Annotated in this window: 6 protein-coding genes; all 6 read left to right on the forward strand. The window is 35.8% G+C overall.

Annotated features, from left to right (window positions below; translation table 11 throughout):
• The first annotated feature begins 116 nt into the window (after nucleotides 1–116).
• The 6 genes from AAYQ05_RS01810 to AAYQ05_RS01835 all read left to right on the forward strand — a co-directional run bounded on the left by AAYQ05_RS01810 (nucleotide 117) and on the right by AAYQ05_RS01835 (nucleotide 22,768).
• Nucleotides 117–16,685: a T9SS type B sorting domain-containing protein gene (locus AAYQ05_RS01810; RefSeq protein ID WP_343540761.1), complete on the forward strand. Its 16,569-nt coding sequence runs from the start codon at nucleotides 117–119 to the stop codon at nucleotides 16,683–16,685.
• A gap of 43 nt (nucleotides 16,686–16,728) precedes the next feature.
• The gene (locus AAYQ05_RS01815; RefSeq protein WP_281634337.1) at nucleotides 16,729–17,709 is read left to right on the forward strand and encodes a PorP/SprF family type IX secretion system membrane protein; all 981 of its coding nucleotides are present in this window, start codon (nucleotides 16,729–16,731) and stop codon (nucleotides 17,707–17,709) included.
• Nucleotides 17,710–17,866: 157 nt separating this feature from the next.
• Nucleotides 17,867–19,054 carry a phosphoglycerate kinase gene (locus AAYQ05_RS01820; protein WP_343540762.1) on the forward strand — a complete coding sequence of 396 codons (1,188 nt, stop codon included), beginning with the start codon at nucleotides 17,867–17,869 and terminating at the stop codon, nucleotides 19,052–19,054.
• 110 nt (nucleotides 19,055–19,164) lie between these two features.
• Nucleotides 19,165–20,979: a LysM peptidoglycan-binding domain-containing protein gene (locus AAYQ05_RS01825; RefSeq protein WP_343540763.1), complete on the forward strand. Its 1,815-nt coding sequence runs from the start codon at nucleotides 19,165–19,167 to the stop codon at nucleotides 20,977–20,979.
• Nucleotides 20,980–21,026: 47 nt separating this feature from the next.
• A complete protein-coding gene (locus AAYQ05_RS01830; protein ID WP_343540764.1) occupies nucleotides 21,027–21,995 on the forward strand; it encodes a DUF4837 family protein in 969 nt (322 codons plus the stop codon).
• A gap of 131 nt (nucleotides 21,996–22,126) precedes the next feature.
• Nucleotides 22,127–22,768 (forward strand): DUF1579 domain-containing protein, encoded by a 642-nt coding sequence (locus AAYQ05_RS01835; RefSeq protein ID WP_343540765.1) that lies wholly within the window; start codon nucleotides 22,127–22,129, stop codon nucleotides 22,766–22,768.
• Nucleotides 22,769–22,853 lie beyond the last annotated feature (85 nt).

Here is a 22,853-nt window from a genome sequence, read left to right on the forward strand (position 1 = left end):
AAAATAGTAGTCTCTCTTAAAAGCTAAGAGAGACATTGAAATAAATGTTATCAAATACAAATTTTTTTATTCACTAATGCCCCTTAGAGGATAAACAGAAGTAACAAAAAATGATTATGAAAAAACCTACTACTTTAAGAACGCTGATTTTTGTTTTAGCTCTGCTATTCAATTTTGCCTCCTACGCGCAAAATTGGGTTGCATATAATTCAAAGCTTAATTCAAGCTCGAATGAGAATTTATTCTTAAAAGCAAATAATCAGTTTAGTTTAAATGGTGAAACAGTATCGGAAAATGTTAATCCGGCGCCACTTACAAATCCAGTAATTCCCTATGCTCAGCTGCCTTATGCTGGTCAAGTAGCAAAGTGTCCTAATGATGGTAAATTACTTCCAAAGCTTTTTTTATGTGGAGGAAATGATTCACGACTTATCAATACGCAAATAACAGATGCCCGATCTATTATTTGGGAAAGATTTATTTCTGGAGGCAGTTGTATAACTGTTTCAAATAGTGATTGTGCTAACGAAAATGCTGAGGCTTCATGTTGGGTAAAGGTAGCTGAAGGTAAAGATTACTTGGCAAATTCTGCAGGTCAGTTCAGAGTAAGCATCATTGATAATACGGGTACTCCATATGTGTTTTATTTTAACGTATATCAAAATACTTTAATTCCTACGGCAGTTACAAAGAGTGATATTATTAGAAATAGTGATGGAACTTGCCAGATTTTGGGTAACATTACTGTTGGCGGATTTGGTGCTGGATACGAATATAGTTTTACAACAACCGGATCACCAGGTGCTTGGCAAGACAGTAATGTTTTTAATACAAGTACTCCAGGTAACTACACTGCTTTTATCAGAATAAAAGGAGTAGTTGGATCATGCGAGTTTAAAGTTTTAAATCAGAATATTAAAAATGTAACGTATGCGGTTACTACCGAAATTGTAGCGCCAAGATGTTATGATGGAAAAGGAAGTATTAGAGTAATCACAAATGATATTGGGAAAAAATATATTTATAATATTTATAAACCAGCTTCAAGTACAAATCCATTAAGCAGTTTTGGTCCTACAGAAAATGCAGAGTATACATTTACAGGATTAGATTCTGGTACTTACAGAGTTGAAACAGTTGTTCAGGGATCAAATTGTATGATCGATAACAAGCCTTCTGTAGCTGTACCGAATGCTCCAAATCAATTGACATCGAATCCAACAATTACAAAAACTTTAAATACGTGTACTTCTGGTGCTATTACAGTTGCTACAACTGGTGGTACTTATCCATTTAGATATATGGTTAGTATTAATGGAGCGGATTATTTTCAGAATGCAAATAACGTGATTACCACAATTGCTTCAGGTAATTATAAAATTCGTGTTGAAGATGCAAATGGCTGTTCTGTTGAAAAAGAGATTAATGTTCCTACAGCAGATAAACCTACATATACAATCACTAAAACGGATGGTGATTGTACGAATCCAAATGGAAAAATTACGATTAATGTAACGGATGCGAAAGGATATAGTATACAAACCAGATTAATGGGGGAGAATAATTATACTTCAACAAATTATGATTCAATGACAATTACAGGTATAACCGGTAATAGAGTTTATACTAACGTTCCCCCTGAAAACTATATCATAAGTGTTAAGTACACTAAAAATAAAACAACTTGTACGGAACCTGACTATCCTATTTCAATTGGTTTGACGACAGCCTTGACTGCATCTGTTGGTGTAGCAGAATTATCAGGCTGCGGTCCAACGGGAAAAGAAAGTCAAGGAAAAGTTAGGATTACCAATGCTGAAGGAGGGGTTCCGCTTCCTGGAGCAAATCCATATTTATATAGTTTTGATGGTAAGAAAACTTGGACTACATCTAAAGAAGCATATGTTGATCCAGGTACACACGTTTTTTATATCAAAGATGCCAATTGTGAAGTTGCTTTACCAGCGATTACTTTGCTTAAACAACCAGATTCACCAACTATTAAAGTTGCTGATCCAGTTTTTAACTGTGATGGTTCTGCGACTACAACAGTAACGGTTACAAACAGTGGAAGCGGTAGTCCACAATTTACTTATGACTATTATATAGACGGTGTTCTTAATACCAATACGCCTACGAATGTTTTTAAGAACGTAACGCAAGGAGACCACACAATATCGGTAAGTTATAATGTAGTAAATGTTCCTACAGAAAGTGTTTTATTGAACGAAACTTTTGGTTCTGGACCAGATGTTAGTTCGCCAGGTATCAACCCTAACTTTTGTTGGGAACGACAAGTGGAAGCTACAAAGTGTAACAATAATAAACTATTTGGTAATGGGGAATATACAGTTACAAATTTATTAAGAAATAATCCGTATGATGGATGGTGGAGCCCTAGAGATAATACTAGTGGAGGAAAAGACTCAAATGGGAGGTTTTTAGCGGTTGATGCAGGTAACTCTATTCCTAATAATGCTGTTTTATATAGAAAAACTATTAAAGATATTATACCAAACGTACCAATTAAGGTTACGTTTGTCGGTACCAACTTACTAAAAGTAGGAAATAATCAGCCAGATGCTTCCCTAACTGTTGAGCTGCAAAATGCTTCTGGTGTACCGTTATCTTCACAATCTACAGGCGGAATACCAAAAACTAATGGCTGGGTAAAATATACCAGAACAATTGATCCAGGAAATAATACTACTTTAGATTTCGTATTGCGATTGGAGCTTTCTCAGGTTAATGGTATCGACTTTGCAGTTGATGACTTAGTAGTTACACAGATGCCGAAAGCTTGTAACACAGTAGCAAATTTCCCAATAGTTGTGGACGGAAGTAAAGCTTTTTCTGCTGGTATAACAGGTTATAAAGATGTAAAATGTAGCGGTGAACAAAATGGTGAAATTACATTATCAGCTAAAAATTTTGATCCAGTAAAAGGATTCCAATACTCTGTAGACGGAGGAAAATGGGAAACTGTAATTCCTGTTCCAGCGGCAGTAAGCGGTAGTATAACATTAACGAATTTACAAAGTAAAATTTATAATATCAGAATTCGTTATGATGATTCAGCAGGAAGCTGTACTTTCCCTTTAGCACAAGAAATTAAATCTCCACAAGCTTTAAAAATTAAAGCTTGGGTAGAGACAGTTGCCACTTGTAAAATAGGTGCAACAATTAAAGCTGAGGCAAGTGATGGAACACCAGGTTACGAATATGAATTAAGAGAAACCGACGGTGTTACTGTTGTAAGAGCTTTTCAAGCTTCAGGAGAGTTCTTAGATATTAAAAAGGTAGGAAATTATAAGGTGATAGCTAGAGATGCAAATTCATGCCAGACAGCGGTAATGGCATCTGTAGATGTTGTTGCGGCTGTACCTCCTCAAATTACTTTTGAATCTTCAAATCTATGCTTTGATACAAAAGCTCAAATCATAGTGCGAGTGAATGGTGGAGTTGGAAAATATACTTATACCACACAGTTTAATGGTGGAGCAGAAAGTGATGCTAGTGCGCCTTTTGATGGTCCAACTTTTACCTATGATGCGACACAACCAGGTACTTATACATTTGTAGTTACAGATAGTTTTGGCTGTAAATCTGATCCTATTACACAAATAATCAACGAAAAATTAACGGTAGAAGTTCCCGTTACAAGAGGTTTAAGCTGTGAGCCCGCTCCAAATAATACAGCAATAATTACTGGAACTATTTCTGGTGGAAAAGGACCTTTTACGGTTGTAATCGCTTCAGGAAATACAACAGGTACTTTGGTACAGCCTACTACAACAGGTAATACTTTTACGTATACAACTACAGTAGCAGGAGATTATACTTTCAGAATTACAGATTCGGGAAGCTGTACAGTTGTTAGTAAAACAGCTACAATCACGCCATTAAATGCTATTGTTTTAGCATCTGATAATACTGCGCCTAAATGTAACACTTCTAGCGATGGAACAATTCTTTTAAAAGCAAGTGGCGGTTCTGGCGGATTTAAATATAGTACAGATGGAATTACTTATAATGACACATCATATTTTACAGGTCTAAGCGCTGGGGTAAAATATACTTTTTACGTAAAGGATTCTAATAAATGTACTCAGATGTTAGAAGTAACTTTGATTGCACCAGACGCAATCTTTGGTACTGCATCTATAACAACACCTTACACTTGTGATGGCCCTGCAACAATTACTGTAGGGACAGTTGTTACAGGTGGAAATGGCAATTATAAATATACATTAAATAGAAATGGTGTTCCATTAAATACTCAGGACACTAAAGTTTTTGCGGGTATTACTGTAGCAGGAAATTATACAGTAACGATTACAGATACAAATGCTTGTAGCTACACAACTACACCAGCTTTGACTATTGTAGCTGTGAATGGTCCAAAAGCAATGACAATTAATAAATCGGCACTTAAATGTCCAAGTAATAAAGTAGATTTTACGATTACAGATGTTAAAGATGCTTTAGGAGCTGCATTAACAGGGCCTTTTACATATGCTATTACAGCTCCTGCAAGTGCTGTAAAAAGTAATACAACAGGATCTTTCCCAGGTTTAGATCCTGGAGTTACTTATACTTTTGAAGTTAAAGATGCTAAAAATTGTTCTTTCTCTCAAAAGGACAAAGTCGACCCACTACAAGATTTCTCTATTTCAAGTAAAGTAGTAAGCGATGTAAACTGTTTAGGCGATTCTAAAGGAGAGGTTACTTTTACTGTTTCTGGTTTAGGCAATAATGTAGCTTATACATATCAAATAGATGGTGCATTACCAGTTCAAACAGGAACTTCACCAAGTACAGGAACTTCATTTACTATTGCTGCTCCAAATTTAAATGCAGGTTTACATACAATTACAGTAACAAATGTTGATACAAATTGTTCTCAGTCTGATGATGAAACAATTTCTGCTCCAACAGCAGTATTGGCTTTAGACCCTAGTGATCTAGTACATGTGACTTGTAAAGCTAAAGGTTCGGTTACCATTAATGCTAAAGGAGGCTGGGGAGGTTTCACTTATTCTGTAACACCAACATCTCCAAGCGGACCAACAGTTTCTCAAAGTGTTAAATTATTCTCTGGTTTAAATGCAGGTGATTATTCGTTTATTGTAAAAGATGCAAAAGGTTGTGAGGTAAAAGGAACTTTTACAATTAATCCAGAAGAAAAACCAAATGTAAGTTTAGATCCTGCTTCTAGTTTATGTGCTGGCGGTGCTGGAGCAACTTTAAAAGTAAATCCAAATACGCATGCAAACTATACTTACAGTATTAACAATGGTACTGTAAAAACAGATGGGACTTTCACAGGATTAGTTCCAGGAAAATATGTTATTAGAGTTACAGACACTTCTACAGGATGTTATACTGATTTAGATGAAGAAATTATTGCGATACCGGTTTCAGCATCTACTAAATTATTAGCTGATTTGGATTGTGATGTTGCTCCAGCTTCTCCAGATGCTACAATTGAGGTAACTATTGCCAATGGGTACCCTGATTTTAAATACAGACACAATACAACAGGAGCTCCATTCAATGGATTATACACAGATGTTCCAGCTGGATCAACAGTATTTACTTTCGATACTGGTGTGGCGGGAACTCATTATTTTGAGATTACAGATAAAAATGATTGTATAACAGTTGTTTCTAGAACAATTAACACAAAAGAAGATCCAACGGCTATAACAGTGCCAATAAACCCTACTTGTTATAATGGAACGAATGGTTCTATTGAGATAACTGCTAGTAAAGGTTCAGCACCATATAGTTATGAAGTTTCTACAACTTCAGCTACTACAGGATTTTCTCCTATGGCTTCTAACAAGCATACAGGTATTGGTGCCGGAACATATTGGTTTAGAATTACTGATGCTAAAAAATGTGCAGTTGTAGTATCAGAAACATTAAATAATCCTGCTCAATTGACGGCGCACGCAGATGTTACAGCACCATTAAAATGTGGTACTGGAACTGCAGTGCAAGCAGCAACAATTACTGTTGTTATTGATCTTCCTGGTACACCTTACACAGGTCCTAATAAATATAGATATAGTTATAATGGTCAAACACCAGTAATATCAAATACATATACTACAGATGTAACTGGTCCGGTTACTGTTGATGTTTATGATGCAAATAACTGTCCATTTAGAGTTTTAACATCTCCGGTTGTTGAAGCATTAGACCCACCAGTCAATATGACTTTTGCTCCACCAGCTGCAATTACTTGTGCAACAGGTAAGGATAAAACTAGTTTAACTGTTACAGTTGATAATGGTGTCGCACCATTTAGATTTGAAATAACCGATACTGATGCAACGGTAGCTCCGGCAGATCTTGTTGCTACAAATGTTTCAGCTCAAAGCCATACATTTAATAATTTAGCTCCGGGATCTTATAAATTTAAAGTAACAGATAATTATGGTTGTGCTACTTTTGGCGAGTATACAATTGATAAAGCATTACCAGTTTTTGTTAACGGTACTTTAGGTGCTAATGTAACTTGTAAAGGAGATGCAAATGGAAGCATTATTTTTACTGTTTCAGGTACTGCAGGAGCATTCACGTATGTACTTAGAAATAGTGCAAATGCGGTGATTCCTAATTCTCAATCGTCACAAGCTGGAAACGTTATTACTTTTACCGGCTTATTGGCAAGTAATTATACAATTACAATTACAAACCCAACAACTGAGTGTACTGCATCAAAAGCGGTTGAAGTAAAAGAGCCAGCTTTACAGTTTGCATTTACAACACCAAGTATTACACCGATTACTTGTTCACCAAACAATGGTAAAGTTGTAATCAATACAGTTGGCGGATGGGGTAATAACAGATATACGCTTACATTACCAGACAATACTGTAGTTGGGCCACAATCTAGCTCAACATTTAATAATTTGACTCAATCTGGAACATATGGAATTTCGGTTACAGATTTGAGCGGAAACGGCTGTACAATTTCAACAACATTTAATGTTGACGCAGCAATTCAACCAGATGCTAGCATTGATTTAACAGCGTCTGATTTATGTTATGATGCAGTAGGAAAAGCTACAATCGTAGTAACACCTGCTGTTCCTTCTCCGACTTATATGTACAATATTAACGATGGTCAATATCAGACAAGCGGAACTTTCGATGACTTAAATCCTGGGAGTTATGTTGTTAAAGTTAAAGATATGAGCACAGGCTGTATTTTAACATTACCAGCACAAGCTATCGAAACAGAGTTAAAATTCAATGCCAAATTAGAAACTTTAGCTACTTGTAATGGTCAGGATATTGAAATTAAAGGGACTGTTTCGGGAGGAAAAACACCGTATACTTATACTGTTACTATAAATGGTACACTTGATCCTACAGTTAGACCAGTTATAGGTACAACATTTATATATTCTGATGCCGCTGCAACTACTGCGACAGGGAATACTACCTATCTGTTTACTTTAAGTGATGCTTCAACGACCCATTGTAGCCTTACTTCAACCGTAGTTGTGGCTCCAAAAACGAACCCAGAATTTACTCTTACTCCAAATGCAACTATTTTATGTAATGGAGGAGAAACGGGTTCTATCACGGTAACAATTGATCAAACTAAAGGCGCAAGCCCTTATACTATAAATGTAATTAAAGACAATTCTGCTTTAGTTCCTGCGACAGCAGATGTAAATTATGGTATTCAAACAACAGGACTTCCTGCGGGAGATTATATTGTAAGAGTTACAGACGCTAAAGGTTGTTATACAGATAAAACAACTACTATTGTTGATCCACCAAAAATTGATTTTTCTTTAGTTGATGTTCAAATTAAATGTGTTGGAGGTACTACAGGTACAACTTTTGGTTCTATTTCGGTAGTAGGTCTAACAGGTGGTACTAGAAATCCTGCTCCTGCTGTATCGGGTTATACTTATACTTTAACAAGTAATACTAGTGCAACTCAGGTTTATAATCCTACAGGAACTGAAGACCATACGTTCAATATCTTAAATTTTGGAATTTATGAATTAACGGTATCTGATGCAAACGGATGTCCAGTTAGTAAAAAAGTCAATATGGCCTCACCGCCAGAAGATTTGAAAATTGAAGTTACTCCTGGACCACCATCTTGTACAACTGCTAGTCTAGTAGTTAAAGCAACACCAACAATTCCTGGAGGACCATATTATTTTGCTAAATATCCTTTGGATCCAACAGACCCAACAAAATTTGATTATGCAACTTATTCTGCTCTTTATCAGAGTGCAGATGCGGTGGTGCCTCCAGCAACACCGGGGGATCCACTATTATTACAGTCGACATTTAATAATCTTAATCCAGGGGTAGTATATTCTTTTGTTGTTTATGATGATACAACAAAATGTTACTATTTCAAACAAGCAGATGGACCAACAAAATCTGCCTCTACATTAACAAGTGATGTTATTGCTGCAAATGTAACTTGTACTGGAGCTGACAATGGAACGGTTTCATTTACAATTGCAAATCCGCAACCAACTACAACACGAGTTAAATATGAAATTTATAATTCACAAACTAATATCATTGTTACCCCTGCAATAGGCGGAACAGTTACCTTACCAACTATGACTGTCAATAATGTTGGACCTCTTAAACCAGGTACTTACTATATTTTATTTACTGAAGAGGATAATTTAGGAAATACAGTTTGTATGAATTCTTCTGATACGTTTACAATAACACAGTCAGTTGTACCATTATCATTAACCGCTACTGCGAAAAATGATAATTGCGGTTCTGCAAAAGGTGTTATTGAAGCTTTTGGAAAAGGTGGAACTGTTAGAGCTGCAGATACTACTAACGGTATAACAGCGCTTCCTTACTTATACCAAGTTTTTCCTGATACAGGTGCATTTGGTGTAATTGATAATGTAGATCCAGTTCCTACTAATGCTACTTTTAGCTCATCATTTAATGTAGCTACACATACATCTAATACTTTCAATAGAGATAACGGTCATTTTATCGTTTATGTTAAAGATGCGAACGGATGTATTGCTACAGCCTTTATTGAAGTAGAATTAGATCCATCACCAGTTATTACTGCGGTGACAAATGATATCTGTGTTACAGAAGGTTCTTTTGTAATCGATGTTAATTTGACGACGACAGGTATGGGGCAACATTACTATATTTTAGATGGTGCAGCTCCTGTTCCTATGCCTTCTGCATCATTCTCTATTCCAAATCTTTCTTCTGGACCTCACAGCGTAGAAGTAAAAGATGTTAACGGATGTGGTAATAAGGTAGATTTAGATCTAATTTCTACACCACTTGAGCTTGAAGCAAGTTTTACAACATTGCCAATTTGTGAAGAGACCAATGGTGTAATTACTGCGAAAGTCAAAGGAGGATTCGTGCCAAATAACTTCGAGTATACATTGATAAAAACTTCATTGCCAGCAATTCCAAATGTTGTACAGTTCAGTCCGACATTTAATGGTATAGGAGCTGGAGATTATACAGTTACAGTTAGAGATGTTAATACTTCTTGTACGAGAACGGTAGACGTGAAATTAATTCTTCCAACACCAATCAATTTTGTATTAACAGATATTGTTACTACTCCTGTAGATTGTACTGCTGGTCAAGTAGGAGCAACAGACAATGGAACATTGACTGTTAATTTAAATCCAGCAAATGATAATCCAGATTATACTTATGAATTAACACCGGTTTCACCAACGGGACCTGTTAAAACACAACTTAATAATAATGTATTCACAGGATTAAGTGCGGGAGATTATTCGATTAAAGTAATTTCTGGCAGAGGTTGTGAATTGCAATTACCGGCAAATGTACCAGCTCCGGCAGCTGTAGTGGCTACTGCAGACGCAACGCCATTTAGCTGTACTGTAGATCCTGCAACTACAACGGTAGTTGTAACAGGTGCAGGCGGTTCAGGAAGTTATACTTTTAGTCAAAACGGTACAGATTATTTTACAAGTAATAGTAGTCCGGCAGACAATAAGTATACATTTGAAATTTCCGATAATCTTGGAGTTCAAAATCCAACATATTGGGTTAAAGATGCTAACGGTTGTGTAGAAAGTACTACATTGACTACTCCTTTAGAACCGCTTCCAAAGTTAATCTCAGCAACAGCAACGAGATCAACAGCAGCAGATTCGCAAATTGACTGTCAAAACGGAAGAGAAGTTATTGAAATAACGGTTGTAGGTGGATCTACAACTCCAATTGATTTGAAATATGAAGTTTCGATTGATGGTAATCCGTATATGGTTCTTGCTACGTCAAGTGTTTCACAAACATTTACTTATAATGCAACTTCGGTTGGAAGCAAATATCAGTTTAAAATAACTGATAACGCAACACACTGTGAGATTTTGTCTAATATCTATGAAGTTCCAGTATTTAATACTGTGGAGGTTAAAGCAACGACAGTGGCTGATGTAACGTGTAAGTCTGCAACGAACGGAAGTATTGAAATTTTCGTTTCAGGTTACAGTGGACCATATACATACGCATTGTATGATGGTGCAACACCAGTAGTGGGAGCAGGTGCATCTGGATCTCACGATACTACTATCTCAAATCCATTTGTAATACCATTCGGATTAGGAGAAGGAACAAATTATACCGTACACATATTAGAAGGAGCCTATCCAAGATGTTCAGCAACTTCGACTATTGCGGTTATAAATGAACCAACTATTGCATTTACTTTAGATCCTCTAGATGTTACACCATTAGGTTGTACAAGTGACGGTGCGGTTACAATTACAACTCAAGGTGGATGGGGTAATAACGAATATACGCTTACACCTCCATCTGGTCCAGCGATAAAAAACACCAATGGTAAATTTGGAAATCTTACATTAACAGGTACTTACGGAGTTTCTGTAAGTGATGCTAACGGATGTACGCTTACTGATTCGTTTCCTTTAGTAACACCAACACCTCCAACAGCTATTATTGCTGCAACATCTGATTATTGTTATGATAGTACAGATTTAGCAACGTTAGTCGTTAGTGCTTCAGGCGGTGCAGGAGGATTCATGTATAGTATCGATAACAGACAATCTTGGAAGGCAGACAATACATTCAAGGATTTAACACCAGGGAAATATGATATTATTGTTAAAGATGCTCTTGGTTGTGAAGTTACAGTATCTAATAATGAAATTAAACCACAGCTTTTTGCTTCGGCTACTAACGAAAAAGATGTTTTCTGTACAGGTGTTGTAGACGGAACTATCAAAATTACTGCAGTAGGCGGATACGGTTCTTATTCTTATACTGTTAATGATGGTACAGGAGCTTCTCTTCCAATTGCTTTCCCAGCAGGATTAGATACTGCAGAATATAGCGTAACAGCTGCTGGTACTTATGAAATTGTAGTTTCTGATGCAAGAAATTGTTCTTATACGATTACAGAAAAAATTGTTATGCTGCCTCCAACACCAGTAGATTTATTGGTGTCTGATATTGCTATTACACCTGTAGATTGTAATGCATCTCAGGGTACAAATAACAACGGAACGATTACTGTTAATTTAAGAGCAGTTAATGATAATCCGGATTATACTTATACACTTACACCAACAGTGCCAGCAGGTACCCCAATAGTTCAGAAAAATAATAATCTGTTTACTGGTTTAACTCCTGGAGATTATAACGTAAGTGTACAATCTGCGAGAGAGTGCGAGGCTAATGTAGATATAACTATAGCAGCTCCTGTTCTTGTAACAGCATCGGCTAGTGTAACACCATTTAGCTGTGCTGTTGATCCAACTAAAACAACTGCGGTTGTTACAGGCGGCGGCGGTACAGGAACATACACTTTCAGTATCGATGGTACAAATTACTTCGAAAGTAATAGCACACCAAAAGACAATAAATACTCATTTGAATTATCTGACACAGGATTTACTCAAAATCCAACATTCTATGTTAAAGATTCTAATGGTTGTATTCAGTCAACACAATTGCCAGCTGTTTTAGACCCATTGCCTAAATTTATTTCAGCAATTGGTACTTTTGGAGCGCCAATTGACTGTATTAACAGAGCACAAGAAATAAATGTAGTAATCACTGGAGGAAGCAATACGCCAAATGCATTTACATACAATGTATATGAAAACGGAGTATTAATCCCGGGACCTCCTACTACAGTTACAGGAAATACATTTACTTATAATGCTACAACAGTAGGTAGCAGTTATCAGTTTGAAGTGATCGACAACAATACAGGATGTCGTATCAAATCTCCTGAATATGAAGTTCCTGTTTACGAAATTGCTTCTGTGAATGCTATTGCTTCTGCTGACGTAGATTGTAATGGTAATAATAGCGGAGCGATTGAAATTAATATCGTAGATTATAGTGGACCTTATACGTATGAAGTATTTAATGGTACAAATCCAGTGGCAGTAACTTCTGGTCCAGGAGATACAGCAACGGCAAATCCATTTGTAATTCCTTTCGGATTCACTGCTGGTACACAATACAGAGTAGTTGTAACAGAAGGTGCTTACCCAAGCTGTACAATAACTTCTGCTGATGTTGAAATTAAAGAACCAGCAGCGTTAAGTTTAGCAGGATTTAATCCAAGCGTTGATAATCAATATTGTGATAGACCATTTGCAGTAATTACTATAGATCCAACTACAATTGTAGGAGGTGTAAAAGAATATTCTTATGCAGTAGTAGCAACAACAACTCCACCAACAGTTCCAGCTGTGGGAGATTATAAACCATTAACAAGAATAGAAATTGCTACAGCTCAAATTGATCCAGCATCTGATTCTTACGATGTTTATGTTAGAGATGCTAATGGATGTTACGACTTTAAGACGATTCAGATTGCACAAGATCCAATGCCGGTTATAACTGCTGTAGTGCCTACGCATTGTGCTACTACAACAGGTTATACTATTACGGTAACGGCTACAGGATTTACGTCAGATTTAGAATATAGTCTAGACAAAAATACTTGGCAGTTAAACAACAATGTATTGGAAGTAACTACTCCTGGAGATTACACCGTGTATGTTAGAGATGCTAACTTATGTATCGTTGATGCTCCAGTAAAAATATTACAGCCATTACGTTCTGGTTATCAAATAACTAATTCTCCAATCTGTAATGGAAATCAAGGAGAAGTAACATTATTGCCTTCAGGAGGTTCTGGAACAGCAAACTATGAGTTTAGCCAAAATGGTACTCTGTTTGTTTCTTCTCCTGTATTTAGTAATTTGACTCCTGGTAATTACCAATTTACAGTTAGAGATAATGTAACAACTTGTACTGTATTAGTAGACGTTGTAATTCCAATACCAAATACTGCTATCGAATTTACTTTAGTTCCAAGCCCAGTAATTTGTAACGGAGGAAGTACAGGATCAATAACGGTTAAAATGGATCCTGCAACAGGAACTGTAAATAACAATCCAGAATATACTTATGCTATTAGTCCAGTTCCAGTAGGAATGGTATTGGTAGGTAATGTATTTACAAATCTTCCTCAAGGTACTTATACAGTAACAGTAACTTCAGGTTTAGGATGTCCAGTTGATAAAGATATGACAGTGACAGAACCACTGCCTATAACAGTACCAGTTCCTGTAGTTGCAGAATACTTATGTACAACTGGAAACAAAGAGAATAATGCAACAATCACAATTAATACTCCATCTGGCGGTTCTAATGTTTACAAAATATATGAATTCTTCAGAGATGGTAATCCTGTAGCAGTTCAAAGAGGAGATAATCCTGTTTACATTGAATCAGATCTATTAGGAGGAAATTATGTGATTAATGTATATGATGATAAAGGTTGTTTAGGAACCGCTACAGCATCAATAAAACCATTTGTTAAAGTTGAGTTTGCTACTCCAGCTGCAATTACAGTGACAACAGCAATTACTTGTAAGAATGACGAAAGTATTCAAGTAAATGCAATTACTGTCGGAACTTCAGTTCCTATGCCAGTTCTAAGTTACAATGTAAAAGGAATTTCTGCTGGAAGCACTTACGATCAAACAAATAATGATGGTGCTTTCACAGGATTGACAATTGGAAACTATTTAGTTACAGTAACAAATCCTCTTACAAACTGTTTCATTACAACGATTCATTATGTAAACAATCCGAATACATTTGAGTTAGTGACAAACCCTACTAATGTAGTTTGTTACGGAGGTGCTGGAAGTGTTGATTTAACTATCGTGGACAACCAGACAGACCCAACAGATGATGCAGGAATTTTTGATTACGTTATTACAGGACCTGTTAATGTCAACGGACAAACATTAGGCGCAACAATCAATATTCCAAACTTACCTGCTGGTCTTTATACAGTAACAGCTAAATTGTTTGGAACGCCATATTGTGAGGTTGCAGGAACATTTAGAATTGATCAACCTGATGCTGAATTACAAATAACAGAATCTCATACACCAATTACTTGTGATCCAGGTAATGATGGTACCATCACAGTTAGCGCTGTCGGCGGATGGTTAGGAGGAGATTACCTATACGAATTGGTTGGTCCAGTAAGTGTAGCATACTCTACAGAATCTCATTTTGAGAATTTGACAGCAGGAATATATACTGTTAAAGTTAAAGATGTTAATGGATGTGTTGATACAGCAACAGTTGTATTGAAAAATCCAGATCCAATTTTAGTAACAGCTCATGCGACTGTAGCTCAATTGGTTTGTAATGGAGATACAAGTGGTGAAATTACAGTTGATCTTCCAACAGGAGGTCAGGAAGGAAATTATTCTTATATCTTGAATTACCTCTCTGCTGATCCTGTAATGTCAACAGTACCACAGATTAGCCCTGTGTTTTCAGGATTACCTGCAGGAACATATACCGTTACTGTAGTAGATGGAATTAATTGCGTATCGGCTCCATCCCTTGAAATCGTAATTAACGAACCATCAAGAGTTGAACCATCGTTAACATTGGCAACAGGAATAACATGTAAAACTGATGCAACATTGACACTGAGCGCGATTGGAGGAAATGGTGGTCCATATGAGTACAGTCTTGATCAAAACTTCAGTAGTGTTATAGGTTCGTTTACATCATCTGTAACATTTGCTGTAGGACTAGGAAATCACCAATATTATGTTAGAGATTCTAAAGGATGTGTTGGTATAATTTCTAATAATGTTACAATTAACCCATTAACACCATTAAATCTTGAAATAGATTTAACAAATGCAAAAGTTTATTGTAAAGGAAGTTCGACAGCCGCTATTGATGCAGTTGGAGTAGGTGGTTTAGGAAATTATGTTTATACTTTATTTGATGCTAATGGTAATCAATTAAAACCAGCGCAGTCTGAAGGATATTTTGATCAACTTCCTAAAGGAACATATGTGGTACGTGTAGATAGTGGAGATTGTCAGTACGATTCTAAGGCAATAATAATTGATGAGCCAGCTTCAGAATTAACTGCGGTTCCAACAGTTACAGATGCGACTTGTTTCGGTGCTAATGACGGTAAAATTGTAATCGCTGCCACTGGTGGTACAGGTGTAATTAAATATGCTATTTCACCAAACTTAGGATTATTCGATGACAAATTCAGTTTTGATCGTTTAGCTCCAGGTATGTATACAATAATTGTTCAGGATGAAAACTCATGTTTTGTAATTATAGAACGTGAAATTAAAGAACCAAATGTATTAGAAGGTAAAGTGGTTGGCCCAATCATCCAAGAGATTTGTGATGGTGAAAATGACGGAGCATTCTCAATAGAAGTTACCGGAGGTAGACCACCTTATACTATTAGCCTCGACAATGAGACGGGTACTTATGTACCATTGAATAATGGCACAATACATGATTTTACAAACCTTAAAGGAGGTTTACATAATGTTTACATTAAAGACGCTAGCTGTATTACTTTGGTTGAAGTAAACATGGATAAAGCGGTAGTTCTTAACCCAACCCCAGAAGTGAGATACGACTGTGTGGACAACAAACAGGCAAACATGGTAATCGTGACTGTTGATAAATCTAATAGTCCTACAGATGTGGATTACTCTCTTGATGGAGGAACATTCCAACCAAGTAACATTTTCACAAATGTTGCTCCAGGAAAGCACTATATTATGGCAAGACACTCTAATACTTGTGAGAAGAGAACAGATTTTGAAATAGATGCAGTTGCAGAGTTAAGCCTAATAGATGTTACAAACCAAAGCAAAGACATCAACACAATTGTTGTAAAAGCTTCTGGTGGTGTTGCTCCTTACGAATACAGTTTCAATGGAGAATCATTTACATCATCTAATAGCTATAGAATCTATAAAACAGGTATCTATAAAGTAATTGTTAGAGACAAAAATGGTTGTGAAGCTACGATAGATGTAGAAGGAATTTTCTATGACTTCTGTATGCCTAACTACTTTACACCAAATGGTGACGGTGATGGAGACACTATTGGACCTGATTGTGGTGCATTAGCATACAAAGAGCTTACGTTCGATATTTATGATAGATACGGTAGAGTAGTAGCGAAATACCGTGTAAATGGAAAATGGGACGGAAGATATCACGGAAACGAATTGCCTACAGGAGATTACTGGTATGTTCTTAAATTAAATGATCCGAAAGATCCAAGAGAGTTTGTTGGGCATTTCACATTATACAGATAACAAAATTATAGCCCCAATGATGTTATCTAAAAAAATTAATACAATGAAAAAGTTTATTTTATCCTTAGTACTCATGGCTGTAACAACAAGTTACAGCCAAGAGTTAAACCTACCAGTGTTTACCCAGTATTTAGCTGATAACCCTTTTATTCTTTCTCCTGCGTATGCTGGTATTGGAGATAATCTCCGTATTAGAGCCAACGGTTTGACACAGTGGGTCGGAATTAAAGATGCACCAGACAACCAATCATTGTATGCAGATTTTCGTCTATTAGATCGTTCGGGAGTTGGTATTTCATTGTATAATGATAGCAACGGTAATACAAGACAAACAGGAGCAAAAGTTTCTTTTGCACACCACTTGATTTTAGATTATCGTACAGAACAGTATTTATCTTTCGGTATCTCTTACAACTTTAATAGTTTCCGTATCGAAACGGGAAATTTTAATGACGGTAGTAACGGAAATCCGCCAGTTGGTGGACAACAGCCAACAGACAATCGCTATAGTGCTAACAATAACTTCGATATTAGTGCTTTGTATCGTAACAGAGGGTTTTATTTAAGTTTCAATGCCAATAACGTATTAAAAAAGAATATTAGTCTTGAGAGAGTAAATGAACCCGATCTTTTATCAAATTTTCAAGTATACACAGGATTTACTTTTAAAGATGCGGAAAACAGACGTATAGAATACGAACCATCAGTTTTCTTGCAATACTTTGCAAGTGATCAGCGTTCTACAACCGATTTTAACTTCAAGTACAGACGTTACAATCGTTACGAAGATTATTATTGGATTGGAGTGTCATACCGTTTCTTAAACGACCAGTTCCCAAAACCTTTGGCAATGGGACCAATGGCTGGTTTTATGAAATCTAAATTCTATTTTGCATACTCTTATCAATTGATGTTTAATGGTCTTGGAAGCTACAATTCAGGAACGCATTCTATCACAATCGGATTCGATTTCTTGCAATCTATCAGTAACTGTCCTTGTACACAAAGTCCCGTTCGAGATTAAACAAGTAATTTTATCATTTTTGAGAATAAATTTGTTTATTTTCATAAATTACAACGTTTTCGTTTTTATTGTTCGATTATTTTTGCTTTTTTGAAATTTAGACTACTGTAAAAGTTCTATATTTGTTATTCTTTCAAAAAATTAAAAAAATTAGCAGATGAAAACTTTAAACGATTTCGATTTTAAAAATAAAAAAGCAATTATCCGTGTTGACTTCAACGTGCCATTGGATGAAAATTTTAATGTAACAGATACGACACGTATTGAGGCTGCAAAACCAACAATCGATACTATTTTAGCACAAGGCGGAAGCGTGATTTTAATGTCACACCTTGGAAGACCAAAAGGAGCAGAAGAGAAATACTCTCTAAAACATATTCTAAAAACAGCTTCTGATATTTTAGGAGTTCAAGTAAAATTTGCTGAAAACTGCGTTGGAGAACCAGCTCAGACTGCGGCAAAAGATTTAAAGCCAGGCGAAGTTCTTTTATTAGAAAATTTACGTTTTCATGCTGAAGAAGAAGCAGGAGATGTAGCTTTCGCTAAAGAATTAGCTTCTCTTGGAGATATTTATGTAAACGATGCATTTGGTACAGCTCACAGAGCACACGCATCGACTACAATTATTGCACAGTTTTTTCCAAACGATAAATGTTTCGGAACATTATTGGCAAAAGAAATTGACAGTTTAAATAAAGTTCTTAAAAACAGTGAAAAACCTGTAACTGCTGTTCTTGGAGGTTCTAAAGTTTCTTCTAAAATCACTGTTATCGAAAATATCTTAGATAAAGTAGATCACATGATTATTGGAGGAGGAATGACTTTTACTTTCATTAAAGCGCAAGGCGGAAAAATTGGTGAGTCTATCTGCGAAGATGACAAACTAGATTTAGCTCTTGAAATTTTGAGATTAGCAAAAGAAAAAGGTGTTCAGGTTCATATTCCTGTTGATGTTATTGCTGCAGACGATTTCTCAAACAATGCAAACACGAAGGTTGTAGATGTAACTGCAATTCCTGACGGATGGCAAGGTTTAGATGCAGGTCCAAAATCTCTAGAAAACTTCAAAAAAGTAATTTTAGAGTCAAAAACAATTCTTTGGAATGGTCCATTGGGAGTTTTTGAGATGGAAACGTTCTCTAAAGGAACAATCGCATTAGGAGATTATATCGCAGAAGCTACAGCAAATGGAGCATTTTCATTAGTTGGTGGTGGAGATTCTGTTGCAGCAGTAAAACAGTTCGGATTTGAAGATAAAATGAGCTACGTTTCCACTGGTGGCGGGGCTATGCTAGAAATGTTAGAAGGAAGAGTTTTACCTGGAATCGCTGCGATTTTAGACTAAAAAATCACAATTAACATTTTTTTAAACACTTTTCTTCGATAAAGGGCTTAGATTTGCAAAAATACAACTCTTGTAATTGTTTGAATTACAGAATTTTAAAAAAATGTTATATGATTGTAAAGAAATTATCGTTAGTGGTTTCGGCTTTCTTTTCGTTAGCTGTCTGTGCGCAAGAAACGGCAAAGACAGATATAGAACTGAAACCAGAGGTTAAACTTTCATATTTAGATTCTATTAAGAGTACATTCAAAAAGAACGATCTTGCTACAAAAGTAGATAGTCTTTGGATGAACGAATTAGTAAGTCTCGATATTTATGATGATCTGACCAAGGACATTCAAACCATCAATAAGGATGTTACTGTTGATGAAGAACTTCCAACCGAACTGCTAAAGCAGCGTTTGGCGGCGATGAATGAGAAATCACCTTTTGAGATACAATACAATCAAGGTTTAGAAAATATAATAAAGTCATTTCTTAAGAATCGTAAAAAATCGTTTTCTCGATTAATGGCTTTATCAGAATATTATTTCCCAATTTTTGAGGATGCTTTTGCCAAACAAAATGTTCCTCTAGAGATAAAATATTTAGCCGTTGTAGAATCTGCTTTAAATCCTAAAGCAGTTTCTAAAATGGGCGCTACGGGACTTTGGCAGTTTATGTACGGAACCGGAAAACAATACGCTTTAAAAATCGATTCTTATATCGATGAAAGAAGTGATCCTCTTAAAGCTACAGCTGCAGCATCTGAGTATATGACCAAAATGTTTAATATTTTTGGCGACTGGGAACTGGTTTTAGCGTCTTACAATTCAGGTCCAGGAAATGTTACCAAAGCAATTCGTCGTTCTGGCGGAAAAACAAAATACTGGGACATTCGTAATTATCTTCCAAAAGAAACTCAAGGTTACGTACCAGCTTTCTTAGCAACAATGTACCTTTTTGAATACCACAAAGAACACGGAATTAATCCAGAAAGAGCTGTAGTTAAAAACTTTGAAACCGATACAGTAGCAGTCAAAAATCAAATGTCTTTCAAACAGATTGCCGATTTATTAGACATGCCACAATCTCAGATTCAGCTTTTAAATCCGTCGTATAAAATGGGTGTTGTGCCTTTTTACCAAGGAGAACAGCATTTTATACGTCTTCCAAAAGATAAAGTAGCAACATTTGTTTCAAACGAAGAACAAATTTATGCTTACGTAAAATACGACAAAGAGTTTAGAGCAACATCATCTAGATTAGCTTTAAAGTATGCTCCTAAAGCAAAACCTGCTGCTACAAAACCTGCAGCGGTTGAAAGCGGTGATTTCGAATTTTATAAAGTTAGAAAAGGAGATAATTTAGGCGCAATTGCATCTAAATATAATGTTAGCATCAGCGAGTTGAAAAAATGGAATAATCTGAAAACAAATGCTGTTGCTATTGGAAGAAGTCTAAAGATTAAATCTGAAGAAGAAGTTCCAGTTAAAACTACTCCTATCATAGACAGAAAAGAAGAAGCAATCGCTTCTGCTGATGAAAAAAATAAGCCAACAGCGGTAGATATGGACTATGTTGTGGTAGCTGGAGATAATTTAGGCAGTATTGCAAAGAAATTCGGTACGACTATTGCGGAGTTAAAAGAACTTAATAATTTAACCTCAAATAATATTGGTTTAGGAAAAACACTGATTATTTCTAAAGCAGCAATAGTTATAGAAGAGCCTGTTTCGACAGCAATTGCATCAAACTCGGTTGATTCATTCAAGAAAAAAGCACCTTCTAAAAATGTAAGTGAAGATTATTATGTTAAAAAAGGAGATTCTTTATACAGCATTTCTAAAAAATATCCTGGAGTAACAATTTCAGATATTAAAAAATGGAATGGCATTAAAGATGAAGATATTAAACCGGGAATGAAACTTAAAATAAACGGATAAATAGAATAATCTTATTAAATTTGGGTTTTATTTCATAAATTAAAAAAATGAATAAAACCCATTTTTTATTGCTATTAGTTCCATTTTTCCTGACTTCTTGTTTTAAAAGTGAAAAACAAAGTGAACCAGTTTCAGGAAAAACCAACACCATCTCTGTCATTATTGATGATCAGTTATGGTATGGAGAAGTAGGTGATAGCATCAGAAATAAATTTGCCTCTCCTGTTCTTGGACTTACCCAAGAAGAGCCTCTTTTTACCATAAATCAATATCCCGCCAGATTGCTAGAAGGTTTTGTTACAGACAGCCGAAGCATTATTGTGGTAAAAAAAGCCGCAGCTGATAAATTCGAAATCATTCGAAGCAAAACATTGCCTCACAATACTTTTCGCATTTACGGAAAGTCGGTAGACGATATTATCTGCAGTCTCGAATTGAATTCAGCGCAGATTATAAAAATAATTCACGACGCCGAAATTGAAAAAATTCAGGAAGATAACAGCACTTCGTTGTTAAATAAGGCAATTATTAAAAACAAATTCCATATTAATATTCAGATTCCATCAGGATATGAATATATGCTGCATAAAAAGAAATTCATCTGGCTTAAAAAAGAAATCATAAGCGGTAACACCAGTTTACTAATTTATCAGATTCCACTAACTAATTTCAAGAAGAAAAAAGACGTTGTAAACGCCATTGTCAAAATGCGTGATTCAATCGGTAAATATATTCAAGGACGTGAACCCAATACGCAAATGATTACCAGTGAAGCATACGCTCCTTATTTCTCAAAAATAACTTTAGATAATAAAACGGCTTTCGAAACAAAAGGAACGTGGGAATTGAAAAACGATTTTATGTCGGGTCCCTTTATCAATTATGCCATATTAGACGAAACCTTCAATCGTGTTTTGGTTATAGAAGGGTTCTGTTATTCGCCTTCACATCAAGAACGTGATCTAATGTTAGAACTTGAAGCCATTATAAAAACGGTTAAAATCGACAAAAGATAGAGTTTCAAGTTTCAGGTTTCAAGTTTTTTGCGGTTCAATTCGTTCAGTATGTCAACTTGAAACATGAAACATGAAACATGAAACAAAAAAATTCGTACTTTTATTCATAACAAACATAAAAACAAATAGTTATGAAAAAGTTAACCGCAACCTTAGCAATAATAACCTTGTGTTTTATTTCTTGTAAAAAAGAAGTGAAAGAAGAAAGTACAACCTCAGTAGCAACAGATTCTGTTAAAACTGAAGAACCTGTTGCTGAAGCGCCATTAGATTCTGTCGCACAAATGAAGGCTTGGCAAGAATATGCAACTCCTAGTAATCCGCATAAAATGCTGGCTGATGAAGTTGGAACTTGGAATTGTGATATGACATTTTGGTCTGATGCAAATGCAAAACCTGAAAAAGAAACTTCTGTGGCGGAAATTAAAATGATTTTAGGTGGACGCTTTCAAGAAGCAACTTATAAAGGAACTATGATGGGGCAGCCATTTGAAGGCAAAGGCACAGTTGGTTATAATAATGCGAGTAAAGAATACATCTCTACATTTATTGATAACATGGGAACGGGAATGATGGTTGGTAGAGGAAAGTATAATGAAAGCACAAAGAGTGTAGAATATGACGGAGAAATGGCCGATCCAGTAACCGCAAAAAACACCAAGTATAGAGAAGTTTACACAATCGTAGATGCTAAGACCCGAAAAATGGAAATGTTCGACACAAAAAACGGAACCGAATATAAAAGCATGGAAATTATAATGACCAAAAAATAAATTTTCTATTTAGATACAAAGAAACAGAAGGCGCAAAGGCACAAAGTTTTATTTCTATGAGATATAACTTTGTGTCTTTTGCGAT

Source organism: Flavobacterium movens (assembly GCF_039581425.1).
Lineage (GTDB): Bacteria > Bacteroidota > Bacteroidia > Flavobacteriales > Flavobacteriaceae > Flavobacterium > Flavobacterium luteolum.

What these genes read in the sequence shown, in the direction of transcription:
- AAYQ05_RS01815 (WP_281634337.1), top strand. Translation starts at nt 16,729, where the DNA reads ATGAAAAAGTTTATTTTATCCTTAGTACTCATGGCTGTAACAACAAGT.
- AAYQ05_RS01835 (WP_343540765.1), top strand. Translation starts at nt 22,127, where the DNA reads ATGAAAAAGTTAACCGCAACCTTAGCAATAATAACCTTGTGTTTTATT.
- AAYQ05_RS01830 (WP_343540764.1), top strand. Translation starts at nt 21,027, where the DNA reads ATGAATAAAACCCATTTTTTATTGCTATTAGTTCCATTTTTCCTGACT.
- AAYQ05_RS01820 (WP_343540762.1), top strand. Translation starts at nt 17,867, where the DNA reads ATGAAAACTTTAAACGATTTCGATTTTAAAAATAAAAAAGCAATTATC.
- AAYQ05_RS01810 (WP_343540761.1), top strand. Translation starts at nt 117, where the DNA reads ATGAAAAAACCTACTACTTTAAGAACGCTGATTTTTGTTTTAGCTCTG.
- AAYQ05_RS01825 (WP_343540763.1), top strand. Translation starts at nt 19,165, where the DNA reads ATGATTGTAAAGAAATTATCGTTAGTGGTTTCGGCTTTCTTTTCGTTA.